21 protein-coding genes are annotated in these 20829 nt (G+C 64.0%); 7 read left to right on the forward strand and 14 right to left on the reverse strand.

What is annotated here, in order from left to right; genetic code table 11:
* Positions 1-87: 87 nt before the first annotated feature.
* Positions 88-1620, forward strand: a complete 1533-nt coding sequence (locus F2P44_RS14325) for a DUF1800 domain-containing protein (RefSeq protein ID WP_370662690.1) — start codon at positions 88-90, stop codon at positions 1618-1620.
* An 8-nt stretch (positions 1621-1628) separates the two neighbouring features.
* Positions 1629-3029 carry a DUF1501 domain-containing protein gene (locus F2P44_RS14330; protein ID WP_229423554.1) on the forward strand — a complete coding sequence of 467 codons (1401 nt, stop codon included), beginning with the start codon at positions 1629-1631 and terminating at the stop codon, positions 3027-3029.
* An 87-nt stretch (positions 3030-3116) separates the two neighbouring features.
* On the opposite strand, the gene paaZ is transcribed toward F2P44_RS14330, so the two are convergent.
* Genes paaZ through paaA form a run of 12 tightly spaced genes read right to left on the reverse strand, consistent with a single transcriptional unit; the run spans position 3117 to position 14863 of the window.
* On the reverse strand, positions 3117-5168 hold the full coding sequence (gene paaZ / locus F2P44_RS14335; protein ID WP_167087485.1) for a phenylacetic acid degradation bifunctional protein PaaZ: 2052 nt from the start codon (positions 5166-5168) through the stop codon (positions 3117-3119).
* A 24-nt stretch (positions 5169-5192) separates the two neighbouring features.
* Positions 5193-5789 (reverse strand): phenylacetic acid degradation protein PaaY, encoded by a 597-nt coding sequence (gene paaY, locus F2P44_RS14340; protein ID WP_167087487.1) that lies wholly within the window; start codon positions 5787-5789, stop codon positions 5193-5195.
* A 10-nt stretch (positions 5790-5799) separates the two neighbouring features.
* Positions 5800-7005 (reverse strand): 3-oxoadipyl-CoA thiolase, encoded by a 1206-nt coding sequence (gene pcaF / locus F2P44_RS14345; RefSeq protein ID WP_167087737.1) that lies wholly within the window; start codon positions 7003-7005, stop codon positions 5800-5802.
* Between the two features lie 23 nt (positions 7006-7028).
* Positions 7029-8360, reverse strand: a complete 1332-nt coding sequence (gene paaK, locus F2P44_RS14350; protein ID WP_167087489.1) for a phenylacetate--CoA ligase PaaK — start codon at positions 8358-8360, stop codon at positions 7029-7031.
* Positions 8361-8370: 10 nt separating this feature from the next.
* Entirely contained in the window at positions 8371-8808 is a 438-nt protein-coding gene (paaI, locus tag F2P44_RS14355; RefSeq protein ID WP_167087491.1) for a hydroxyphenylacetyl-CoA thioesterase PaaI, read from the reverse strand.
* 3 nt (positions 8809-8811) lie between these two features.
* Positions 8812-10359, reverse strand: coding sequence for a 3-hydroxyacyl-CoA dehydrogenase PaaH (paaH, locus tag F2P44_RS14360; RefSeq protein ID WP_167087493.1), 1548 nt, complete (start codon positions 10357-10359; stop codon positions 8812-8814).
* Between the two features lie 2 nt (positions 10360-10361).
* Positions 10362-11153 carry a 2-(1,2-epoxy-1,2-dihydrophenyl)acetyl-CoA isomerase PaaG gene (gene paaG / locus F2P44_RS14365; RefSeq protein WP_167087495.1) on the reverse strand — a complete coding sequence of 264 codons (792 nt, stop codon included), beginning with the start codon at positions 11151-11153 and terminating at the stop codon, positions 10362-10364.
* A 38-nt stretch (positions 11154-11191) separates the two neighbouring features.
* Positions 11192-12268, reverse strand: a complete 1077-nt coding sequence (gene paaE / locus F2P44_RS14370; protein ID WP_167087497.1) for a 1,2-phenylacetyl-CoA epoxidase subunit PaaE — start codon at positions 12266-12268, stop codon at positions 11192-11194.
* Positions 12269-12276: 8 nt separating this feature from the next.
* Positions 12277-12795, reverse strand: a complete 519-nt coding sequence (gene paaD / locus F2P44_RS14375) for a 1,2-phenylacetyl-CoA epoxidase subunit PaaD (RefSeq protein ID WP_167087499.1) — start codon at positions 12793-12795, stop codon at positions 12277-12279.
* Positions 12795-13553: a 1,2-phenylacetyl-CoA epoxidase subunit PaaC gene (paaC, locus tag F2P44_RS14380; RefSeq protein WP_370662697.1), complete on the reverse strand. Its 759-nt coding sequence runs from the start codon at positions 13551-13553 to the stop codon at positions 12795-12797. Before paaC ends, paaD begins: the two co-directional genes overlap by 1 nt.
* Positions 13554-13555: 2 nt before the next feature.
* Positions 13556-13840 (reverse strand): 1,2-phenylacetyl-CoA epoxidase subunit PaaB, encoded by a 285-nt coding sequence (gene paaB / locus F2P44_RS14385; protein ID WP_054268390.1) that lies wholly within the window; start codon positions 13838-13840, stop codon positions 13556-13558.
* Positions 13841-13876: 36 nt separating this feature from the next.
* Entirely contained in the window at positions 13877-14863 is a 987-nt protein-coding gene (paaA, locus tag F2P44_RS14390; protein WP_167087501.1) for a 1,2-phenylacetyl-CoA epoxidase subunit PaaA, read from the reverse strand.
* A gap of 201 nt (positions 14864-15064) precedes the next feature.
* On the opposite strand from paaA, the gene paaX reads away from it, so the two are divergent.
* From paaX to F2P44_RS14405, 3 genes are all read left to right on the forward strand, one after another.
* Complete coding sequence (gene paaX, locus F2P44_RS14395) at positions 15065-16063, forward strand: phenylacetic acid degradation operon negative regulatory protein PaaX (RefSeq protein WP_167087503.1); 999 nt, start codon at positions 15065-15067, stop codon at positions 16061-16063.
* 93 nt (positions 16064-16156) lie between these two features.
* Entirely contained in the window at positions 16157-17242 is a 1086-nt protein-coding gene (locus F2P44_RS14400) for a TRAP transporter substrate-binding protein (RefSeq protein ID WP_167087505.1), read from the forward strand.
* Between the two features lie 100 nt (positions 17243-17342).
* Complete coding sequence (locus F2P44_RS14405) at positions 17343-17603, forward strand: DUF2442 domain-containing protein (protein WP_167087507.1); 261 nt, start codon at positions 17343-17345, stop codon at positions 17601-17603.
* Between the two features lie 89 nt (positions 17604-17692).
* On the opposite strand, the gene F2P44_RS14410 is transcribed toward F2P44_RS14405, so the two are convergent.
* A complete protein-coding gene (locus F2P44_RS14410) occupies positions 17693-18097 on the reverse strand; it encodes a GFA family protein (RefSeq protein WP_167087509.1) in 405 nt (134 codons plus the stop codon).
* A 149-nt stretch (positions 18098-18246) separates the two neighbouring features.
* On the opposite strand from F2P44_RS14410, the gene F2P44_RS14415 reads away from it, so the two are divergent.
* The gene (locus F2P44_RS14415; RefSeq protein ID WP_167087511.1) at positions 18247-19377 is read left to right on the forward strand and encodes a M14 family metallopeptidase; all 1131 of its coding nucleotides are present in this window, start codon (positions 18247-18249) and stop codon (positions 19375-19377) included.
* A gap of 113 nt (positions 19378-19490) precedes the next feature.
* Positions 19491-20102, forward strand: a complete 612-nt coding sequence (locus tag F2P44_RS14420) for an OmpW/AlkL family protein (protein ID WP_167087513.1) — start codon at positions 19491-19493, stop codon at positions 20100-20102.
* A gap of 42 nt (positions 20103-20144) precedes the next feature.
* On the opposite strand, the gene F2P44_RS35090 is transcribed toward F2P44_RS14420, so the two are convergent.
* Complete coding sequence (locus F2P44_RS35090; protein ID WP_223165035.1) at positions 20145-20792, reverse strand: glutaredoxin family protein; 648 nt, start codon at positions 20790-20792, stop codon at positions 20145-20147.
* Positions 20793-20829 lie beyond the last annotated feature (37 nt).

Below are 20829 nucleotides of genomic sequence, written 5' to 3' on the forward strand. Positions count from 1 at the left end.
CCGACACCGACACCGACACCGACACCAACGCCGACACCAACGCCAACACCGACGCCAACGCCGACACCAACCCCGACGCCCACGCCGGTGGAAAAAATCGGCGTCGCTGAAGCATCGCGCTTCCTGGCGCAGGCGTCGATGGGTGCCACGCGCGAGCACATCGCGCGGGTGCAGCAGCTCGGCTACGCCGGCTGGATCAACGAACAGATGGCCATGCCGCGCTCGCAGTCGCGTTGGGATTACCTGGTCTCCAAGAAGTTGAACACCGTCGAATTCAAGAACACCGAAGCCGGCCACGATGCGGCGTTCTGGCGCAAGATGGTATTCTCACCTGATACCCTGCGCCAGCGCGTCACCCTGGCGCTGTCCGAAATCCTGGTCGCTTCCCTGAGCGGTTTCAACGCAAGCTGGAGTAATTTTTCCAGCGCCGCCCACATGGACTTGCTGGAAGCCCACGCCTTCGGCAACTACCGCACCTTGCTCCAGCAGGTATCGCTGAGCGCACCGATGGGCGAGTATCTGACCTATCGCGGCAACGTCAAGGTCAACCCCACCACCGGCGCCCTGCCCGATGAAAACTATGCGCGCGAAGTCATGCAGTTGTTCACCATCGGCCTGGTCCAGCTGAACAACGACGGCACGCCCAAGCTCAGCGGTGGCTTGCAGCAGGAAACCTATACTCTGGACGATATCACCGGCCTGGCCCGCGTATTCACGGGCTGGAACTACGACATGGCCGGCGCCGACAACAATACGCCGGAATACAAGCGCCGCCCGATGAGCCTGACGGCCAGCCGGCATGACACGAGCGCCAAAAACTTCCTGGGAAGCAGCATCGCCGCCGGCGTCGACGGCCTGACCAGCCTGACGCGCGCGCTCGACACCATCTTCGGCCATCCGAACGTGGCCCCATTCATCGGCAAGCAATTGATCCAGCGCCTGGTGTGCAGCAATCCCTCGCCCGCCTACGTGGCCAGGGTCAGCGCCGTGTTCAACAGCGACAATAACGGCGTCAAGGGCAACCTGGCCAAGGTCGTGTCCGCCATCCTGCTGGATACCGAAGCGCGCAGCGCCAGCCGCCTGACCGACCCCAACTTCGGCAAGCTGCGCGAACCGGTGCTGCGCTTCACGGCGTGGGCGCGCGCGTTCAAGGCCAACTCGCCGACCGACGCCTGGGCGATCGGCAACACATCCGACCCCGGCACCCGCCTGGGCCAGAGTCCCGGCCGCTCGGGGACGGTATTCAATTTCTTCCGTCCGGGCTACGTGCCGCCCAACAGCGCCATCGCCGCTGCGCGCATGGTCGCTCCGGAGTTTCAGATCACCAATGAATCGACCGTGGTCGGCTATATCAACTATATGCAGACGGTGGTCAGCAAAGGCGTGGCCGACGTCAAGGCCGACTACAGCGCCCTGCTGCCGATGGCCGATGTCGCGGACAAGCTCGTGGCCGAGCTGAACCTGGTGCTGGTGGCGGGCCAGCTGGCGCCGGCGACGGTCAACCTGATCAAGGGCGGGATCGACTCCATGCCCAAAGGAACCGACCCCGCCCGCCTGAACCGCATTTACGCCGCCCTGGTACTGGTGCTGGCATCCCCCGAATTCATCGTCCAGAAATAGGAGCAGCCATGCAAAATAAAAATGGAACCAATGCATCGCGCCGCGCCTTCTTACAACGCGCGTCGGCCCTGTCGGTCGCCGGCGTCGCCGCGCCGTGGGCCATCAACGTCGCCGCCATGGCCGAGGCGAGTGCCGCCACGGCCACCGACTACAAGGCGCTGGTCTGCGTGTTTCTGTACGGCGGCAACGACTATGCCAATACCGTCACGCCCTACGATCCCGACAGCTACGCGAAATACCAGTCATTCCGTCCCAGCTTCGCGCACAGCCGCACCGCGCTGGCCGCGACCGTGCTGAACCCGACCGTGGTGCCACAGGACTCGGCCGGCTTCGCGCACCAGTACGCGCTCGCTCCCACGCTGGCGCCACTGGTGCCGCTGTTTAACGACGGAAAACTGGCCGTGATGCTGAACGTGGGCAATCTGGTACAGCCCACCACCAAGCTCCAGTTCGTCAACAAGTCCGTCCGCTTGCCGCCCAAACTGTTTTCGCACAACGACCAGCAATCGGTGTTCCAGTCGTCGTCGCCGGAAGGCGCCACCTCCGGCTGGGGCGGACGTATCGGCGACCTGTTCCAGGCGAGCAATACGAATTCGACCTTTACCTGCATCAATGTGTCGAGCAATGCGGTATTCTTGTCGGGCAATACGGCGGTGCAATACCAGGTATCGACCAGTGGCTCGGTGCCGCTGGCGGGACTCAAGAATCCGCTGTTCGGTTCGACAACATCCTCGGCGGCGCTGCGCACGCTGATGACCCAGCAGCGCAGCCACGTGCTGGAAGACGAATACAACCGCATCGGCAGGCGCTCGATCGAAGCCAATGAAGTGCTGACCGGGGCCCTGAGCTCGACGCCGGCGCCGAAAACGGCGTTCCCGGCCGCCAACAACCTGGGCGACCAGCTGAAACTGGTCGCGCGCATGATCGCCGCCGGTCCGACCCTGGGTGCGAAACGGCAAGTGTTTTTCGTCTCCATGGGCGGCTTCGACACGCACGATGGCATGCTGACCAATCACCCGGCGCTGATGACCAAGCTGGGCGACGCGATGGCAGCGTTTTACGCGGCGACAGTGGAATTGGGCGTGGCGGAGAAAGTGACGACGTTCACCGCCTCCGACTTCGGCCGCACGATGGCGGGCAATGCCGACGGATCGGATCATGGCTGGGGCAGCATGCACTTCGTGATGGGTGGCGCGGTCAAGGGCAAGCGCTTTTACGGCACCGCGCCGGTGGTGGCCAATGGCGGACCGGACGATGTCGGCCAGGGACGTTTGCTGCCGACCACCTCAGTCGACCAGTTTGCGGCCACGATGGGTGCGTGGCTGGGAGTGTCCAACAGCGAATTGCTGGCCTTGCTGCCGAATCTGGGGAATTACAACGCCAGTACGCGTAACTTAGGCTTCGTTTAATACGGCCAACGTAGCTCCGTCGTTCCCGCGCAGGGCTAGGCGCCCCCGCGGGAACGACGGACTTGAGGCTAAGGGTTTTTTGCCCGATCACCCTTTCTTCATCACCAGCGTCAGAATGTCATAACTGGCCACCAGTTCATCATTCTGATTAGTGACCTGCACATCCCACGCCACCACGCCCTGTCCCACGCCCTTGTCGTCGGTACGGTTGCGATCGACCTTGCGCTTGCACGTCAGGCGCGCGCGGATCGTGTCGCCAATCGCCACCGGCGTGATAAACCGCAGATTATCCAGCCCGTAGTTGGCCAGCACCGGCCCCGGTGCCGGCGACACAAACAGCCCCGCCGCCGCCGACAGCACGAAGTAGCCGTGCGCGATGCGCTTGCCGAACTGCGAATCCCTGGCCGCGATCTCGTCGAAGTGCATGTAGAAATAGTCGCCCGAAATCCCGCCGAAGTTGACGATATCGGCCTCGCTCACCGTACGCCGGTGCGTGAGCAGCGAGTCGCCCATCTGCAGTTCCTCGAAATACTTGCGGAACGGGTGCAGGGCCTCCTCGCGCACGGCCGCGCCGCGCACATACTCGCCCGTGATCGCCGCCAGCATGGTCGGCGAACCCTGGACCGCCGCACGCTGCAGGAAGTGGCGCACCGCGCGGATGCCGCCCAGTTCCTCGCCACCGCCGGCGCGTCCCGGCCCGCCATGCTTCAACTGCGGCAAGGGCGAGCCGTGACCGGTCGAATCGACCGCCGCTTCACGCTCCAGCACCAGCACGCGGCCGTGCGTGGCCGCCGCCACCGGCACCGCGTGCGCCGCAATGGCCGTGTCCTTGGTCACCAGCGTACTGACCAGGCTTCCCTTGCCGCGCGCGGCCAGCGCCAGGGCTTCGTCCAGACTTGAGTACGTCATCATCGTGCTGACCGGGCCGAAGGCTTCGATATCGTGCACGGCATCGTTGTTCATGCCGTCGCGGCACAGCAGCAGCGTCGGCGAGAAGAAGGCGCCATTGGCCGCACCCTCGCCCACCGGATTGAACCCATCCTTGGCGCCGAACAAAATCTCATTGCCGCGCGCGAGCATCTCGACCCGCTCGCTGACGTCGCGGTGCTGGTCCATCGACGCCAGCGCGCCCATGCGCACCTCTTTCACCGACGGGTCGCCCACCACGATCTTGGCCAGGCGCTCGCGCAGGCGTTCGCCGACCGCTTCCACGTGCTGCCTGGGCACGATGATGCGGCGGATCGCAGTGCATTTCTGGCCGGCCTTGCCGGTCATTTCGCGCGCGACTTCCTTGACGAACAGGTCGAACTCCACATCGTCTGGCGTCACGTCCGGTCCCAGGATGGCACAGTTGAGCGAGTCCGCTTCAGCGGTGAACGGCACCGAGTGGGCGATCAGGTTCTTGTTGACGCGCAGCTTGGCGGCGGTGTCGGCCGAACCGGTGAAGGTGACGACATCGGCACCGGTCAGGCGGTCGAGCAGGTCGCCGGTGCTGCCGATGACCAGTTGCAGCGCGCCTTTCGGCAGCAGGCCGGAATCGTCCATCATGCGCACCACGGCTTCGGCCAGGTAGCTGGTGGCGGTGGCCGGCTTGCCGATGCAAGGCATCGCCGCGAGAAAACTCGGGGCGAATTTTTCGAGCAAGCCCCAGATCGGGAAGTTAAAGGCGTTGATGTGCACCGCCAGCCCGCCGCGCGGCACCAGGATGTGGGTGCCGGCGAAGCCGCCGTTCTTGCCGAGGGCGAGCGCCGGACCTTCGTGCAGCACATTGCTCGACGGGAGTTCGCGGCTGCCCATGCTGGCGTAGGCGAACAGGGTGCCGATGCCGCCTTCGATGTCGACCCAGCTGTCTGGACGGGTGGCGCCGGTCAGGTGCGAGATCGCGTACAGCTCTTCCTTGCGCTCCATCAGGTACAGCGCCAGCGCCTTGAGGCAGGCGGCGCGCTTCTGGAAGTCGAGCGACATCAGGGCCGGCACGCCGGTGCTGCGCGCGTAGGTGACTGCCTCGTCGAAGTCGATTTTTTCGGCGTGGGTGTGGTAAATCAGGCTGTTATTGAGTGCGCTGTGCAGCGGCACCGATGCTTCGGCGCCAAGCCAGCGGCCGCCGATCAGGCTTTGCAGGGTAGATATGGTTTGCATTGTGTCTTCTCCAAATTCTCTGTTTTATTCTTTAGGGGCGTGCATGCCGGGACCCAGGTCGATGCGCGCGCGGTCCGGCTCCGGTTCGGTCAATGCCTCGACTTCGCGCATCGTCTCCATGGAGCGGATCGCTAGGTCGTGGTACTGCCTGGTGCCGAAGCTTTTCCAGCTGATTTCCTGGTCCGTCAGTTCGCGCATGATACGCGCGGGCGTACCCATGACCATGCTGCGCGGCGGGATCAGCATGCCGGCCTTCACAAAACTCATCGCGGCGACGATCGATTCCTCGCCCACCACGGCGCGGTCCATCACGACGGCATTCATGCCGACCATGGCATTGCGCTTGATGCGGCAGCCGTGCAGCACCGCGCCGTGGCCGATGTGGCCATCGGCTTCGACCACCGTGTCTTCGCCGGGAAAGCCGTGCATGACGCAGGTATCCTGCAAGTTCGCGCCCTCTTCCAGGATCAGCCGGCCAAAGTCGCCGCGCATCGATGCCAGCGGGCCGATGTAGCAGCGCGGACCGACGATCACGTCGCCGATCAGCACCGCGCTCGGATGCACGTAGGCGCTCGGATGAACCACCGGCGTGACGCCATTGATTGCATAGACCTTGACCATGGCGCGCACCTTATACTTTTTCGATGACCAGGGCAATGCCCTGCCCGACGCCGATGCACATCGTGCACAGCGCATAGCGCCCGCCGGTGCGGTGCAGCTGGTTGACGGCCGCCAGTACCAGGCGCGCGCCCGAGGCTCCCAGCGGATGGCCGATGGCAATCGCGCCGCCGTTCGGGTTCACATGGGCGGCGGCGTCGGCCAGGCCCAGGTCGCGCGTGACCGCCAGCCCCTGCGCGGCGAAAGCTTCATTGAGTTCGATCACATCCATCTGGCCGATGGACAGGCCCGTCATCGCCAGCACCTTTTTGGTCGCCGGCGACGGCCCGAAGCCCATGATGCGCGGCGCCAGGCCGGCCATGGCCATGCCGACGATGCGCGCGCGCGGCGTCAGGCCGAAGCGTTCGGCGGCGCTGCCGGAAGCAATCAGGATGGCGCAGGCGCCGTCGTTGATGCCGGAGGCGTTACCGGCGGTGACGCTGCCGTCGGGCGTGACCACGCCTTTGAGCTTGGCCAGCATCTCGATGCTGGTGTCGGGACGCGGATGTTCGTCGGTGTCGAACACGCGCGCGTCGCCCTTTTTCTGGGGGATGGTGACGGCGACGATTTCTTCCTTGAACACGCCGGCGGCATGGGCGGCGGCCCAGCGCTGCTGGCTGCGCAGGGCAAACGCATCCTGGTCGGCACGGCTGATGTTGAATTCCTTCGCCACGTTTTCGGCCGTTTCGGGCATTGAATCGATACCGTATTGTGCTTTCATGAGCGGGTTGATGAAGCGCCAGCCCATGGTCGTGTCTTCGATCTTGGCGGCGCGCGAAAACGCGCTGTCGGCCTTGCCCATGACGAAAGGCGCGCGCGTCATGCTTTCGACGCCGCCGGCGATGATCAGGTTCGCTTCGCCGGCCTTGATGGCGCGCGCGGCAATGCCGACGGCGTCCAGGCTGGAGCCGCACAGGCGGTTGATGGTGCTCGCCGGGACCTCGGGCGGCAGCCCGGCCAGCAGCGCAGCCATGCGGGCGACATTGCGGTTGTCTTCGCCGGCCTGGTTGGCGCAGCCGAAGTACAGGTCGTCCACGGCGGTCCAGTCCACGCCCGGATTGCGCGCAATCAGGGCGGCGATCGGCAGTGCCGCCAGGTCGTCGGCGCGCACGCCGGACAAGGAACCGCCGTAGCGGCCGAACGGGGTACGGATGGCGTCGCAGATAAAGGCGTCGGTCAGTTTGCTCACAGGTGCTCCTTGGTTCAATTCGATGATTTCGGGCGCTGGTCGATCACGCGCCGGGCCTTGCCGGTCAGGGTGCGCTCGATGCCGTTGGCTGGCAGCAGGTTCACCCGCGTGGTCACGCCCACATAGGTCTTGATGCGGTGTTCAAGCTCGCGCGCCAGGGCCGCCACGGCGTCCTGCGACTCGGCGGGGTTCGCTGGCAAGTCGCGCAGTTCGGCCACCACATCGAGCTTGTCCAGATGGCCATCGCGCGAGACCAGCAGCTGGTAGTGCGGTGCCAGAAGCGGCATCTGGAGGATCAGTTCTTCGATCTGGCTGGGGAATACGTTCACCCCGCGGATGATCAGCATATCGTCCGAGCGGCCGGTAATCTTGCCCATGCGGCGCATCGCGCGCGAGGTCGGCGGCAGCAGGCGCGTCAGGTCGCGCGTGCGGTAACGGATGATCGGCAGCGCTTCCTTGGTGAGCGAGGTGAATACCAACTCACCCTCGGAGCCGTCGGGCAGCACTTCGCCGCTGTCCGGATCGATCACCTCGGGGTAGAAATGGTCTTCCCAGATCACCGGACCGTCCTTGCTCTCGATGCATTCGCTGGCCACGCCCGGCCCCATCACTTCGGACAGGCCGTAGATGTCGACCGCGTCGATGCCGGCGCGCCGTTCGATTTCACCGCGCATGGCATCGGTCCACGGCTCGGCACCGAAAATGCCGACCTTCAGCGACGACGCCGCCGGATCGAGCCCCTGGCGCGTGAATTCCTCGATGATGTTCAACATGTACGACGGCGTGACCATGATGATCTCGGGCTTGAAGTCGCAGATCAGCTGCACCTGCTTTTCGGTCTGCCCGACCGACATCGGGATCACGGTGCAGCCCAGCCGCTCGGCGCCGTAATGCGCGCCCAGCCCGCCGGTGAACAGGCCGTAGCCGTACGAGACGTGCACCATGTCGCCGGCACGCCCGCCGGCGGCGCGGATCGAGCGCGCCACCACGTTGGCCCAGGTGTCGATATCCTTTTGCGTGTAGCCCACCACGGTCGCCTTGCCGGTGGTGCCGGACGAGGCGTGGATGCGCACCACCTTCTCGCGCGGGACCGCGAACAGGCCGAAGGGATAATTGTCGCGCAGGGTTTTCTTGTCGGTGAAGGGGAATTTGGCCAGGTCCGCCAGGGTGCGCAAGTCGTCCGGATGCACGCCGGCGGCGTCGAACGCGGCGCGGTAGTGCGGCACGTTGTCGTAGGCGTGCCTGAGCGACCATTTCATGCGTTCGAGCTGCAACGCTTGCAGTTCGTCGCGGCTGGCGCGTTCGATTGCTTCGAGCTCGCCGGGAGCGGGCGTGCGCTGGACCATGGTGTTCTCCTTATTGCGCCAGTTCGGCCACGTTGCCGGCCACCCGATGCGATTTGCCACGCAACAGGGCGACCTTGCGGCCATCCTGGTTGGTGACCGTGACGTCGTAGACGCCGGTTTTCCCGGCCAATGCCTGTTCGGTGGCTTCGGCCGTCAACAGGTCGCCTTCGCGCCCCGGAGCCAGGTAATCGATGGTGCAGCCCGCGCCCACGGTGTTCAGGTTGTGCGAATTGCAGGCGAAGGCAAAGGCGCTGTCGGCCAGCATGAAGATGTAGCCGCCGTGGCAGGTCTGGTGGCCATTGAGCATATCGACGCGTACCGGCATCGTCATGCGCGCGTAGCCGGGACGGATTTCTGCGAGCAGCATGCCGAGCGCCTGGCTGGCGGGATCGCGCTCGAACATGGTTTTACCGGCCAGTTCGGCCAGCGCCTGAAGATCGTTATGCATGGGTCAGAAGCCGCTTCCATTGGCGAGTTTGCGGCGCAGCAGCGCAGAGACGCGGTAGCGGTCTTCGCCATAGGCGGCGGCCAGGTTGGCCAGTACGCTGACGATATGCGGTATACCGACCGCATTCGTCCAGGCCAGCGGCCCACGCGGGTAGTTGACGCCCTTTTGCATCGCGATGTCGACCGCCGGGGCGGTGCACACGCCCTGGTTGACGGCATCGGCCGCTTCGTTGGCCAGCATGGCGACGGTGCGCATGACTGCCATGCCAGGCACGTCGTCCAGGCGCGTGACCACGAAGCCGGCCGCCTGGAACAGGCCGACCGCCGCGTTGTAAGCGGCGTCGCTGCACTGGTCCGCGCGCGCCAGGGCGATGCGGGTCGCCTTGCCGTAATCGAGCGCAAGGTCGAACAGCACCGTGTCCGGATGGCGGTTGGCGCTGGCGCGCTCAGTGGCGCTGCGTCCGTCGGTCAGGAAGATGGCGGCGCCATTGCAGTGGAAGGCCGGCGCTTCGTTTTCGCCCGCATTCGGCAGCGGCTTGCGGTGGCCGACCGTGAAGCCGGCGCCGGCCAGGCGCTGTTCCAGCGGATGCGTCACGGTGTCGGGCACGTCGGCATCGATGCTGATGCTGACCACTTCGGGACGCGCATGCGCCGCCTCCTGGCTGGCCGCCGCCTTGGCCGCGCCTTCGCCGTACTGGTAAAAGCCGCGCCCCGATTTGCGGCCGAAGAAGCCGGCGTTGACCATCTCCTGCTGCAGCACCGACGGCGTAAAGCGGGGGTCGCCGAAATAGGCGTTGAACACCGACTGCGTGACCGAGAAATTGACGTCGTGGCCGATCAAGTCCATCAGCTCGAATGGACCCATGCGGAAACCGCCGCAGTCGCGCATCACCGCATCCAGGGTGGCGGCATCGGCGGCCTGTTCCTGCAACAGGCGCAGGCCTTCGGCGTAGAACGGGCGCGCCACGCGGTTGACGATGAAGCCGGGCGTCGACTTGGCGTGCACCGGGTTCTTGCCCCAGGCGGTGGCGGTGGCGTACACCGTCTCGGCGACGGCCGGATCGGTGGCCAGGCCGCTGATGACTTCGACCAGCGCCATCAGCGGCACCGGATTAAAGAAGTGCATGCCGACCAGGCGTTGCGGGCGGCGCAGCGGCGCGGCAATCGCCGTCACTGAAATCGAGGAGGTATTGGTCGCCAAAATGCAGTCGTCGCCGACCACGTTCTCCAGGTCGGCGAACAGCATGCGCTTGACGTCGAGGTTTTCGACGATGGCTTCGACCACGAGAGCGGCGTCGCCGACTTCCTTCAGGGTCGCCACGCTGTGCAGGCGCGCGCGCGCGGCGATGGCTGCCTCGCCGCTCATGCGGCCTTTTTCGACCAGCGTGGTGTAGACCTTGCCGATATCGGCAATCGCCTTGTCGACCGCGCCGGTACGCGTGTCGAACAGCTTGACCACGTAGCCGGCGGCGGCGGCCACCTGCGCGATGCCCGCGCCCATGGCGCCACTGCCGATGACGGCGACGATGCTGCCTTGTTCCAGTGCTGCCATGTTCATTCCCCCATGAAGTGCGGCGTGCGCTTCTCGATGAAGGCGGTCACGCCCTCGCGGTAATCGTGGCTGTATCCGAGTTCGCGCATCATGTCGCCTTCCAGCTTGAGCTGCTCGGGCAGGGTGTTGGCGTAGCTGGCCTGGAGCGCGCGCTTGGTGAAGGCCAGGCCCTTGGTCGGGGCGACGGCGAAGTGTTCGGCCATGGCCATCGCATCGTCCATCAGGGCGGTGTCGGCAACGGCCTTCCAGATCAGGCCCCATTGCTCGGCCAGTTCGGCCGGGATCTTTTCACCCAGCATGGCCATGCCCATGGCGCGCGCATGACCGACCAGGCGCGGAAGATGCCAGGTGCCGCCGGTGTCGGGAATGAGGCCCAGTTTGCAGAACACTTCGACGAAGCTGGCCGATTTGGCGGCGATGACGATGTCGCAGGCCAGCGCCAGGTTGGCGCCCGCGCCGGCGGCCACGCCGTTGACGGCGCAAATGACCGGCATCGGCAAGGAGCGCAGGGTCATCACCAGCGGTGCGTAATAGGTTTCGACCGAGTGGCCCAGGTCCACGCCTTCGGCGCCCGGTTCGACCGCACGGTCCGACAAATCCTGGCCGGCGCAGAAACCGCGTCCGGCGCCGGTGAGCAGCAGCACGCGCACGGTGGGGTCGGCCTGCACGGCGGCCAGCGCGGAGCGCACTTCCAGGTGCATCGCCTGCGTGAAGCTATTGAGCTTGTCGGGGCGGTTCAGGGTCAGGGTAGCGATGCCGTGCTCGATCTGGAACTTGATGTTTTCGTAGTTCATGGCGCGTCCTGGGGTTGTGTGTTCGATTGTGGGTTGGATTATTCGTGCTGGTCGAAATCGACGACTACTTTGTCTGTCACGGGAAAGCTCTGGCAGCTCAACACGAAACCGCGCGCGATCTCATAGTCTTCCAGCGCGTAGTTCACGTCCATGTCGACCTTGCCGTCGACCAGCTTGCAGCGGCAGGTCGAGCACACGCCGCCCTTGCACGAGTAGCGCATGTCGATGCCGGCGCGCAGGCCGGCGTCGAGGATCGATTCCTTGTCCTTGTCCATCGTGAAGCTGGTGTGGTTGCCGTCCAAAATGACGGTGACCTCGGTCTCGTGGCGCACCAGCGCGTCGAACTGGCGCGGCTTGTGCTGGTGCTTGGGAATGCTGGCGGCGAACAGCTCGACCTTGATATTCTGCTTCGGCATGCCGGCTTCCTGCAACGCCGCCGAGACGCCGTGCATCATGTCTTCCGGGCCGCAGATGAAGGCGATGTCGATATCGTCGATGCGAATCCAGTGCTTGATGAACTGTTCGACCTTTTCCTTGGTGATGCGGCCGTTGAACAGGTCAATGTCCTGCTGCTCGCGGCTCATCACGTAGGCCAGGTTGAGGCGCTCCATGTAGCTGTCTTTGAGGTCGGTCAGTTCTTCCTTGAAGATCACCGACGACGAGGCGCGGTTCCCGTAGAACAGCGTGAAGCCGCTTTTCGGCTCGGTAAGCAAGGTGGTCTTGATGATCGACAGGATCGGCGTGATGCCGCTGCCGGCCGCAAAGGCGACATAGTGGCGCGCGTTATCGGCCGCCAGCGGCACGTTGAAGTGCCCCATCGGCGGCATCACGTCAAGCACCGCGCCGGGCTGGAGATGCTCGTTGGCCCAGCTCGAAAACAGCCCGCCCGGGGTGCGCTTGATGGCCACGCGCAGCGTGCCGTCCTGCACCGCCGAACAGATGGAGTAGGAGCGGCGCACGTCTTCGTCGCCGATCTGCGCGCGCAGGGTCAGGTGCTGGCCCTGCTGGTAGGTGAAGCTGGCGGCCAGGTCGTCCGGCACGGCGAAGGTGACGGCGATGGTGTCGCGCGTTTCGTTGCGCACCTTGGCGACGGTCAGTGGATAGAATTTGCTCATAGCTGGCCTTAGTGGCACTTGAAATAATCGAAGGGTTCGCGGCAGTCCAGGCACTTGTAGAGCGCCTTGCACGGCGTCGAGCCGAATTGGCTGGTCAGTTCCGTATGGTCCGAACCGCAATTGGGACAGATGACGACCAGCTTCGGCGCCGCCACGCGCTTGACGCCCGAATGCAGGCCGCTGATGTCGATCGCCTGCTGCGCCGGTGGGGCAATGCCGTAGCCTTTGAGCGCGGCCTTGCCGGCGTCGCTCATCCAGTCGGTGGTCCACGCCGGCGAGAGCTGGTTCACCAGCCGCACCTCGGGCACGCCGTGGCTGTGCAGCGCGTCGCGCACCGAGTCGGCGATTACGGTCATGGCCGGGCAGCCCGAGTAGGTCGGCGTGATGGTCACCACGCAGGTGGCCTCATCCCACGCCACCGCGCGCACGATGCCCAGGTCGACCACCGAGATCACCGGGATCTCGGGGTCGCTGACCTCGCCCAGCCAGGTCCAGACCTGTTCCGTGCTGGCCGGCTGCGTGCTCATTACCACTCGGCCCCGGGGTACGACCGTTGCAGGAACTGCATTTCGGCCAGGATGTAGCCCAGGTGCTCGCTGTGGCGGCCGGTTTTGCCGCCGCGCTGCATCCACGCCGCCGGATCGGGCATCGTCAACGTCGCTTCGGCGAAGATCTCGGACACATGCTCGATGAAGGCCGCGCGCAAGCCCTCGGCGGCGGGCGCGACGCCCTGCTCCACCATGGCGATGTCGATGGCGTCGTAGAGGAACATCTCGCCGCTGTACATCCACAGTTCGTTGACGGCGGCCTGGGTCTTGGCGTGGCTTTCTGGCGTGCCGTCGCCCAGGCGCACGATCAGGTCACCGCTGCGGCGCAGGTGGTAAGTGATTTCCTTGATCGATTTTTCGGCAATTTCCGCGATGCGCGCGTCAACCGATTTGGCCAGCCCCTGCATCAGGAAGTAGTGCCAGGTATCGAAGAAGAACTGGCGCACCATGGTGTCGGCGTAATTGCCGTTGGGCTGTTCGACCATCAGGCAGCAGCGCATTTCATGGGCGTCGCGCAGGAAGGCCAGCTGGTCTTCGGTGCGGCCGCGCCCTTCGAGTTCGCCGGCGTAGGTCAGCCACATGCGGGTCTGGCCGAGCAGGTCGAGGGCGACGTTGGTCAGCGCCATGTCTTCTTCGAGCGCCGGCCCCTTGCCGCACAATTTGGACAGCTGCTGCGACAGGATCAGGGCGTTGTCGCCCTGGCGCAGCAGGTATTCGATTTTCTGGTCCACAGGCACGCTCACAGGTTCTTGACTTCTTCCGGCATCGGGAAGAAGGTCGGGTGGCGATAGACTTTGCTGTTGGACGGCTCGAACAGGGCCGACTTGTCGCCCGGGCTGCTGGCGACGATGTCGGCGGCGCGCACGACCCAGATCGACACGCCTTCGTTGCGGCGCGTGTAGACGTCGCGCGCGTTATTGACCGCCATTTCGGCGTCGGACGCGTGCAGGCTGCCCACGTGCTTGTGCGCCAGGCCGTGCTGGCTGCGGATGAAGACTTCCCACAGGGGCCATTCTTTACTCATGTTTATTCTCCGGTGCGGTTCTGTGGATGCTGTGGATCAGGCTGCGGCGCGCGCCGATTTCTTGTCGGCATAGGCGACCAGCGCATCGCGGAACCAGGCGCCGTCGTCGTACGCCTTCACGCGCGTGCGCAGGCGCTCGCGGTTGCACGGGCCATTCCCCTTCAGGACATTCTGGAACTCGCTCCAGTCGATCTCGCCGAATTCGTAGTGGCCCGTCTCGGCATTGAATTTGAGGTCGGGATCGGGCACGGTCAGGCCAAGGTACTCGGCCTGGGGCACGGTCTGGTCGACCATGCGCTGGCGCAGTTCGTCGTTGGAGAACAGCTTGATGCGCCACTGCGCCGACTGCGCGCTGTTGACCGATTCGGCATCCGACGGGCCGAACATCATCAGGGAAGGCCACCACCAGCGGTTCAGCGCATCCTGCGCCATCGCCTTTTGTTCGGGCGTGCCCTGCGCGAGGCTCATCATGATGTCGTAGCCCTGGCGCGCGTGGAACGATTCTTCCTTGCAGACGCGGATCATTGCGCGCGCGTACGGACCGTACGAGCAGCGGCACAGCGGGATCTGGTTGATGATGGCCGAGCCATCGACCAGCCAGCCGATCGCGCCCATGTCGGCCCACGACAGGGTCGGGTAATTGAAGATGCTCGAATACTTGGCCTTGCCCGAATGGAGGGCGGCCAGCAGTTCGTCGCGCGAGACGCCCAAGGTTTCGGCCGCACTATATAAGTAAAGCCCGTGCCCCGCCTCGTCCTGGATCTTGGCCAGCAGGATCGACTTGCGCTTGAGCGTGGGGGCACGCGTGACCCAGTTGCCCTCGGGCAGCTGGCCGACGATTTCGGAGTGCGCGTGCTGGGAAATCTGGCGGATCAGGGTCTTGCGGTAAGCCTCGGGCATCCAGTCCTTGGCTTCGATCTTGACGCCGGCATCGATGCGCGCCTGGAACTCGCGCTCCTGCTCATCCATGTCTTCGGCGCTCTGGACTTTCTTGAGGCCGGTTTCTACGAGTTGTGCATACATGGTGCTGCTCCCATTGCAAAGGCGATCGACCGATAATACGATACGTAAAATAAGATGTACACAGTTAAATTGAGTCGCATTGTATATCCGTATCTCATCGGAATTGAATCGATAACAAAAAAACCATGCTGCGCCCAACACGCGCTAAAGTAAACGGCTGCTTTGCTTGACAATCACCCCAGCGCGCCAGACCATGCACCCATGAAACAACTTACCAGCACAGCATGGATCGCCGACTTTCTCGCCAGCGATCCGCCCCGTTCCAAGTCCCTTGTGATGACCATCTTCGGCGACGCCATCGCCCCGCACGGCGGCACCATCTGGCTCGGCAGCCTGATTGAATTGCTGGCGCCGTTTGGCGTCAACGACCGCCTGCTGCGCACCAGCGTATTCCGGCTGGCGCAGGAAGGCTGGCTGGTGGCCAACCGCGACGGGCGCCGCAGTTCCTACGCCATCCTGCCGCAAGCCCTGCCCCGCTTCGAGCGTGCCAACCGGCGTATTTACGCGCCACTGACCGCGCATTGGGACGGCAACTGGACCCTGGTGCTCTCGGGCGCCGGCAGCATCGACGCGCCCGAGCGCGCACTGCTGCGCAAGGAAATGCTGTGGGAGGGCTACGCCATGATCGCACCCGGCATGTTCGGCCACCCGGCCAGCCATGCCGGCGTTCTCGAAGAACTGCTCGCGCGTGTGGGCGTGAAGGACAAGCTGTTTGTGTGCCGGGCCAGCGCGCTGCCGGGCGTATCAGGCAGGCCGCTGCAGGACCTGGTGCAGGATGGCTGGGACTTGTCCGGCGTGGTCCAGGGCTACCGCCATTTCATCGAACGCTTCGCGCCCTTGCTGGACCTGTTGGAAAACGATGAGGCGCTCGCGCCCGAGCAGGCGTTTGTGATCCGCACGCTGCTGGTCCATGCCTACCGGCGCGTACAGCTGCACGACCCGATGCTGCCGATCGAACTGCTGCCCAATCCGTGGCCAGGCAGCAGTGCCTACGAACTGGCGCGCGCCGTGTATGCGCGTACCTACGCGGGCGCGGAAGCGCACATCATGGCCACCCTGCGGCGCGAGGACGATGGCGCGCCGCAGGCCGACGCCGGCTTCTTCCAGCGCTTCGGCGGGCTGGCCGACGGCGGCGCGCTAGGCGAGGCGCTAGGCGACGCGCTAGGCGACGCGCAAAATGGGTCGCCGGGGCCGCGATAGCGACGCTACAATTACACGCAACTTTTGCGCGTACAAGAGGCTACAATTGGGCGCACGTCCCTCAGCCACATTACAAAAAACTCGGAGACTGTCATGCAACGTCGTTCCTTCCTCACCAAAAGCGCCGTGGGCGCCACCGCCGCCGTCATTGCCGCGCCGGCGCTGGCGCAAATCAATCCTGAAGTCAAATGGCGCATGGCGTCGAGCTTTCCCAAGTCGCTCGATACCATCTTCGGCTCGGCCGAAGCCTTCACCAAGCGCGTAGCGGAACTGACCGGCGGGCGCTTCCAGATCCGCCAGTTCGCCGCCGGCGACATCGTGCCGGGCTTGCAGGTGATGGACGCGGTGCAGGCGGGCACGGTCGAAATGGGTCACACGCCGTCGTACTACTACTTCGGCAAGGACGCCACCTTCGCGTTCGACTGCGCGGTGCCGTTCGGCCTTACCTCGCGCCAGCAGACCGCCTGGTTCGACCAGGGCGGCGGGCGTGAACTGATGCGCGACTTCTTCAAGGGCTACGGCATCGTCAATTTCATGGCCGGGAATACCGGCACGCAGATGGGTGGCTGGTACCGCAAGGAGATCAAGAGCCTGGAAGACGTCAAGGGCATGAAGATCCGCATCGCCGGTTTCGCCGGCCGCGTGATGGAGCGCATGGGCGCGGTGCCGCAGCAGATTCCGGCCGGCGACGTGTATGCGGCGCTGGAAAAAGGCACGATCGACGCAGCCGAGTGGGTCGGTCCGTACGACGATGAAAAGCTCGGCCTGGCCAAGGTGGCGCCGCACTACTACGCGCCGGGCTGGTGGGAAGCCGGGCCGCAGCTGTCGTTCTACATCAACATCAAGGAATGGGAAAAGCTGCCGGCGCAGTACAAGGCGGCGGTGGAAGCGGCCAGTTACGAGTGCCACGTGACGATGCAGGCCGAGTACGACACCAAGAATCCGGCGGCGCTGGCGCGCCTGATCAAGAACGGGGCCAAGCTGCACACCTTCTCCAAGGCGATCATGGACGAGGCCTACAAGATCTCGACCCAGGTCATGGAAGAGGAAGCGTCGAAGAACGCCAAATTCAAAAAGGTGTACGATCCTTGGAAGCGATTCCGCCAGGACCAGAACATGTGGGCCTCGGTGTCCGAGCAAGTGATGCAGAACTATATGATTTCGATAGGAAGAAAGTAGCTTAGGGCTCATTTGCGCCAGGTCAAACGAATCGGCCGGCGCATTTGATACCTTCGATGCGGCGACCCTGCCTGGGTGCGTCGCTTACCGGGGACTGATTATGGATGGCATCTATTTTTCCTGCGCCGACGTGACGAGCCTGAGCCCGCACGGCTTCTGGCTGCAGTGTGGCGAGGAAGAGTTGTACTTGCCGTTCGTGGAGTTTCCGGTTTTCGAGCACGCGACCATTGCGCAGATTTGCCGGGTCAAGTGCGTGAGCACCGGACGGGTGTATTGGCCGGAGCTCGATGTGGATTTGACCCTGGAGGCGATCCGCAATCCGATGGCGTATCCGCGCGATAGCATCAATTACGATTGCTGAGTTGGGCCTTGCACCGTCATTCCCGCCATTGGCAGGAACGGCGGTGCAAGGTGCGCGGATGACGGTGGTCTGCGCGATCTGCCGGGATACTACAAAAGCCGCGTCTCTGCCGGCACATTCCACCAGTTGTTGTGCAAGCCATCCGCATACTTCAGCGGCGCCGCGATCAGCTCTTCCGGCGTCACGTCGTCGAGCGCGGCCACATTGACCGACACGAACGCCCCGCCGATCTCTTCCACATACCCGCGTACGAACGAGCGCACGCCGCATTGCCGGCAGAACGGATGATGCACGCTCCTGGTCGCGAACTGGTAATCGCTCAGCTGCTCCTCTCCCGCCAGCAAGCGGAACGCCTCAGGCTTGATCGCCACGTTCCACGCCCGCGTCTTGCTGCAGATGGTGCAGTTGCATTTGCCGGTACCCTGGCTCAGGTCGATATCGGCTTGGTAGCGTACCGCGCCGCAATGGCAGCTGCCGTGATAGGTCTTTTTCATCGCTGTTCTCCTTCGGTGTGTTCAAAACATCAGCATAGAACCCAAACAGGGCGATTTTCGCCCTGTTAACCGTGTTGAATCCGAAGGCGTATCATGACGCCTCGCGCGCAAAGCTGTCGCGCTTCTCATTCACCAGCCAGGGACACACCATGTCTATCAAAATCAGCAGCCGGTTCGACGCCGGCGCCATCGATATCGTGAGCGCCACCAGCGCCTCTTCGATCGACCTGAACATCCGCCGCGACTCGCACGCGGACATCACCCAGTGGTTCTACTTCCGCCTGCAAGGTGCCCAGGGGCAGGCGTGCACGATCCGCTTCCTCAACGCCGGCAAGAGCGCCTATCCGGCCGGCTGGGAAGGCTACCAGGCCATGGCCAGCTACGACCGCGTGCAGTGGTTCCGCGTGCCCACCAGCTTCGATGGCGAGGTGATGACGATTACCCACGCGCCCGAGATGGACAGCGTCTACTACGCCTACTTCGAGCCCTACTCGTGGGAACGCCACCTGGAATTGCTCGACCGCGCCCAGCTCTCCGAACAGGTGCGCATGCTCGACCTGGGCAGCAGCGTCGAAGGGCGCGACATGAACGTCCTGGTGATCGGCGACCCGGCAGCGAAGAAAAAGGTATGGGTCATCGCGCGCCAGCATCCGGGCGAAACCATGGCCGAATGGTTCGTCGAGGGCATGCTGGACGCCCTGCTCGACCCGGCCGACGCCTTTGGCCGCCATCTGCTCAAGGAAGCCGTGTTCTACGTGGTGCCGAACATGAACCCGGACGGCTCGGTGCGCGGCAACCTGCGCACCAACGCGGCCGGCGCCAACCTCAACCGCGAGTGGAATACGCCGACCATGGAACGCAGCCCGGAAGTGTTCGTGGTCAAGAACAAGATGAAGGAAACCGGCTGCGACCTGTTCCTCGACGTGCATGGCGATGAAGGCTTGCCCTACGTGTTCGTGGCCGGAAGCAACTCGCTGCCAACCTTCACGCCAGAGCAGGCCGCGCAGGAAAAACGCTTCGCCGACGACTTCAAGATCGCCAGCCCCGACTTCCAGGACGTGCACGGTTACGGCGACTCGCCTTACACCGACGAAACCATCACCATGGGCTCGCCGCATATCACGCACGCCTTCGGCTGCCTGTCGCTGACGCTGGAGCTGCCGTTCAAGGACAACGCCAACGATCCCGATCCGATTTGCGGCTGGGACGGCGCGCGCAGCGCACGCCTGGGCGCAGCGGTGCTGCAACCGATCCTGCAAGCGCTGCGCCATCCGGCCTGATGCGATACGGCTTTTCGTCATTGCTTCAATTTTTTGATTCACATCAACGATTTAGTTGAGGTCAATCAATAAACTTCTTCCATACCCAATGACAAACGAAGAAGGAAGTAGTGATGAAGAGCAAATTGTTAGCAGTCGCAGTGAGCATGCTGGGCCTGATCGCCGTTGATGCCCAAGCCCAGGACGGACCATGGCTGGTGCGCGCGCGCGCCGCGCACCTGAACCCGGCCGACAAGGCCACGCCGGTCGGCGGCGCCGGCGCGTCGGACCGCATTTCGGTGTCCGACAAAACCATTCCAGAAGTCGACGTCAGCTATTTTTTCACGCCCAATTTCGCGGCCGAGCTGGTGCTGACCTATCCGCAAAAACATGAGGTGATGCTCGATGGCGCCAAGATCGGCACCTTCAAGCACTTGCCGCCAAGCGTGCTGGGCCAGTACCACTTCAACCCGATCGGCCAGTTCAAGCCTTACCTGGGCGCCGGTATCAACTACACGCGCATGTCGCAGGTCAAGCTGCTGGACGGTGCGGGCGGCCTGGAAAACCACAGCGTGGGCCTGGCCCTGCAAACCGGCCTGGATTTCAGGATCGATAAAAACTGGTCGCTCAACCTGGACATCAAGCGCATCACTATCCGCAGCGATGTGATGATCTCCGGCGCCAAAGTGAGCACCGTGAAGATCGATCCGGTCCTGATCGCCGTGGGCGCCGGTTACCGCTTCTGATGCAAGGGGGCGTGCCTGCCCTGGCAGGACGCCCTTTGCGGCCTAGCGCAGATTGGCTTGCGGCTTTTTCGTCAGTTCGTCGACGGCCGCCAGGATCTCGGCTTCCTTGTAGCCGCCGAAGCGGCGGTACCCCACGTACGTGAGCGGATAACCGCTGCCTTCGAGCGCGTTGTAGGCGATTGCGCCAGCTTCCGATGCCTCGACATCGACATCCTCGAAGGGGATCTTCTTTTCCTCGAACAGTTCGCGCTGCGCCTTGCAGTAGCCGCACCATTTGGTCCCGTACAGCACTACCCTGGGCTTGTCCTGCGCATCGAAATGGTTGGCCATGACGATCCGTTCGCGCCGCGTCAGCGCATCCTTGCCCAGCACTTCGCCGAGCATCCCGGCCAGGGCATGCACATCGTCGCCGACGCTGCGCTGCTTGCCGGCGATGACCGTGGGCAGCGCGTCCACGCGGTATTTGTTATCCGGCTCGGTGAGGACCACTTCCTGGAAGGTCGGCACGCGCTTTTTCAATTCATTGCGTATCTTGTCGCAATGGTCGCCGCACTCGGCGCTGGTGAACAGCATCACGGCCGGCTTGCCATCCTTGTCGAACGCAGCGCCGCCGCCAGCGGACAGGCGCCCGGATTTGTAGGCATACAAGGCGCCGCCGGCGATCAGGGCAAGGAACAGGATTCTTTTCATAATCGCTTCAATAAATAAAGGGGCCGGGCGACGCTGT

The sequence above is a fragment of the Massilia frigida genome (assembly GCF_011682175.1).
In the GTDB taxonomy this organism is placed as follows: Bacteria; Pseudomonadota; Gammaproteobacteria; order Burkholderiales; family Burkholderiaceae_D; genus Telluria_A; species Telluria_A frigida.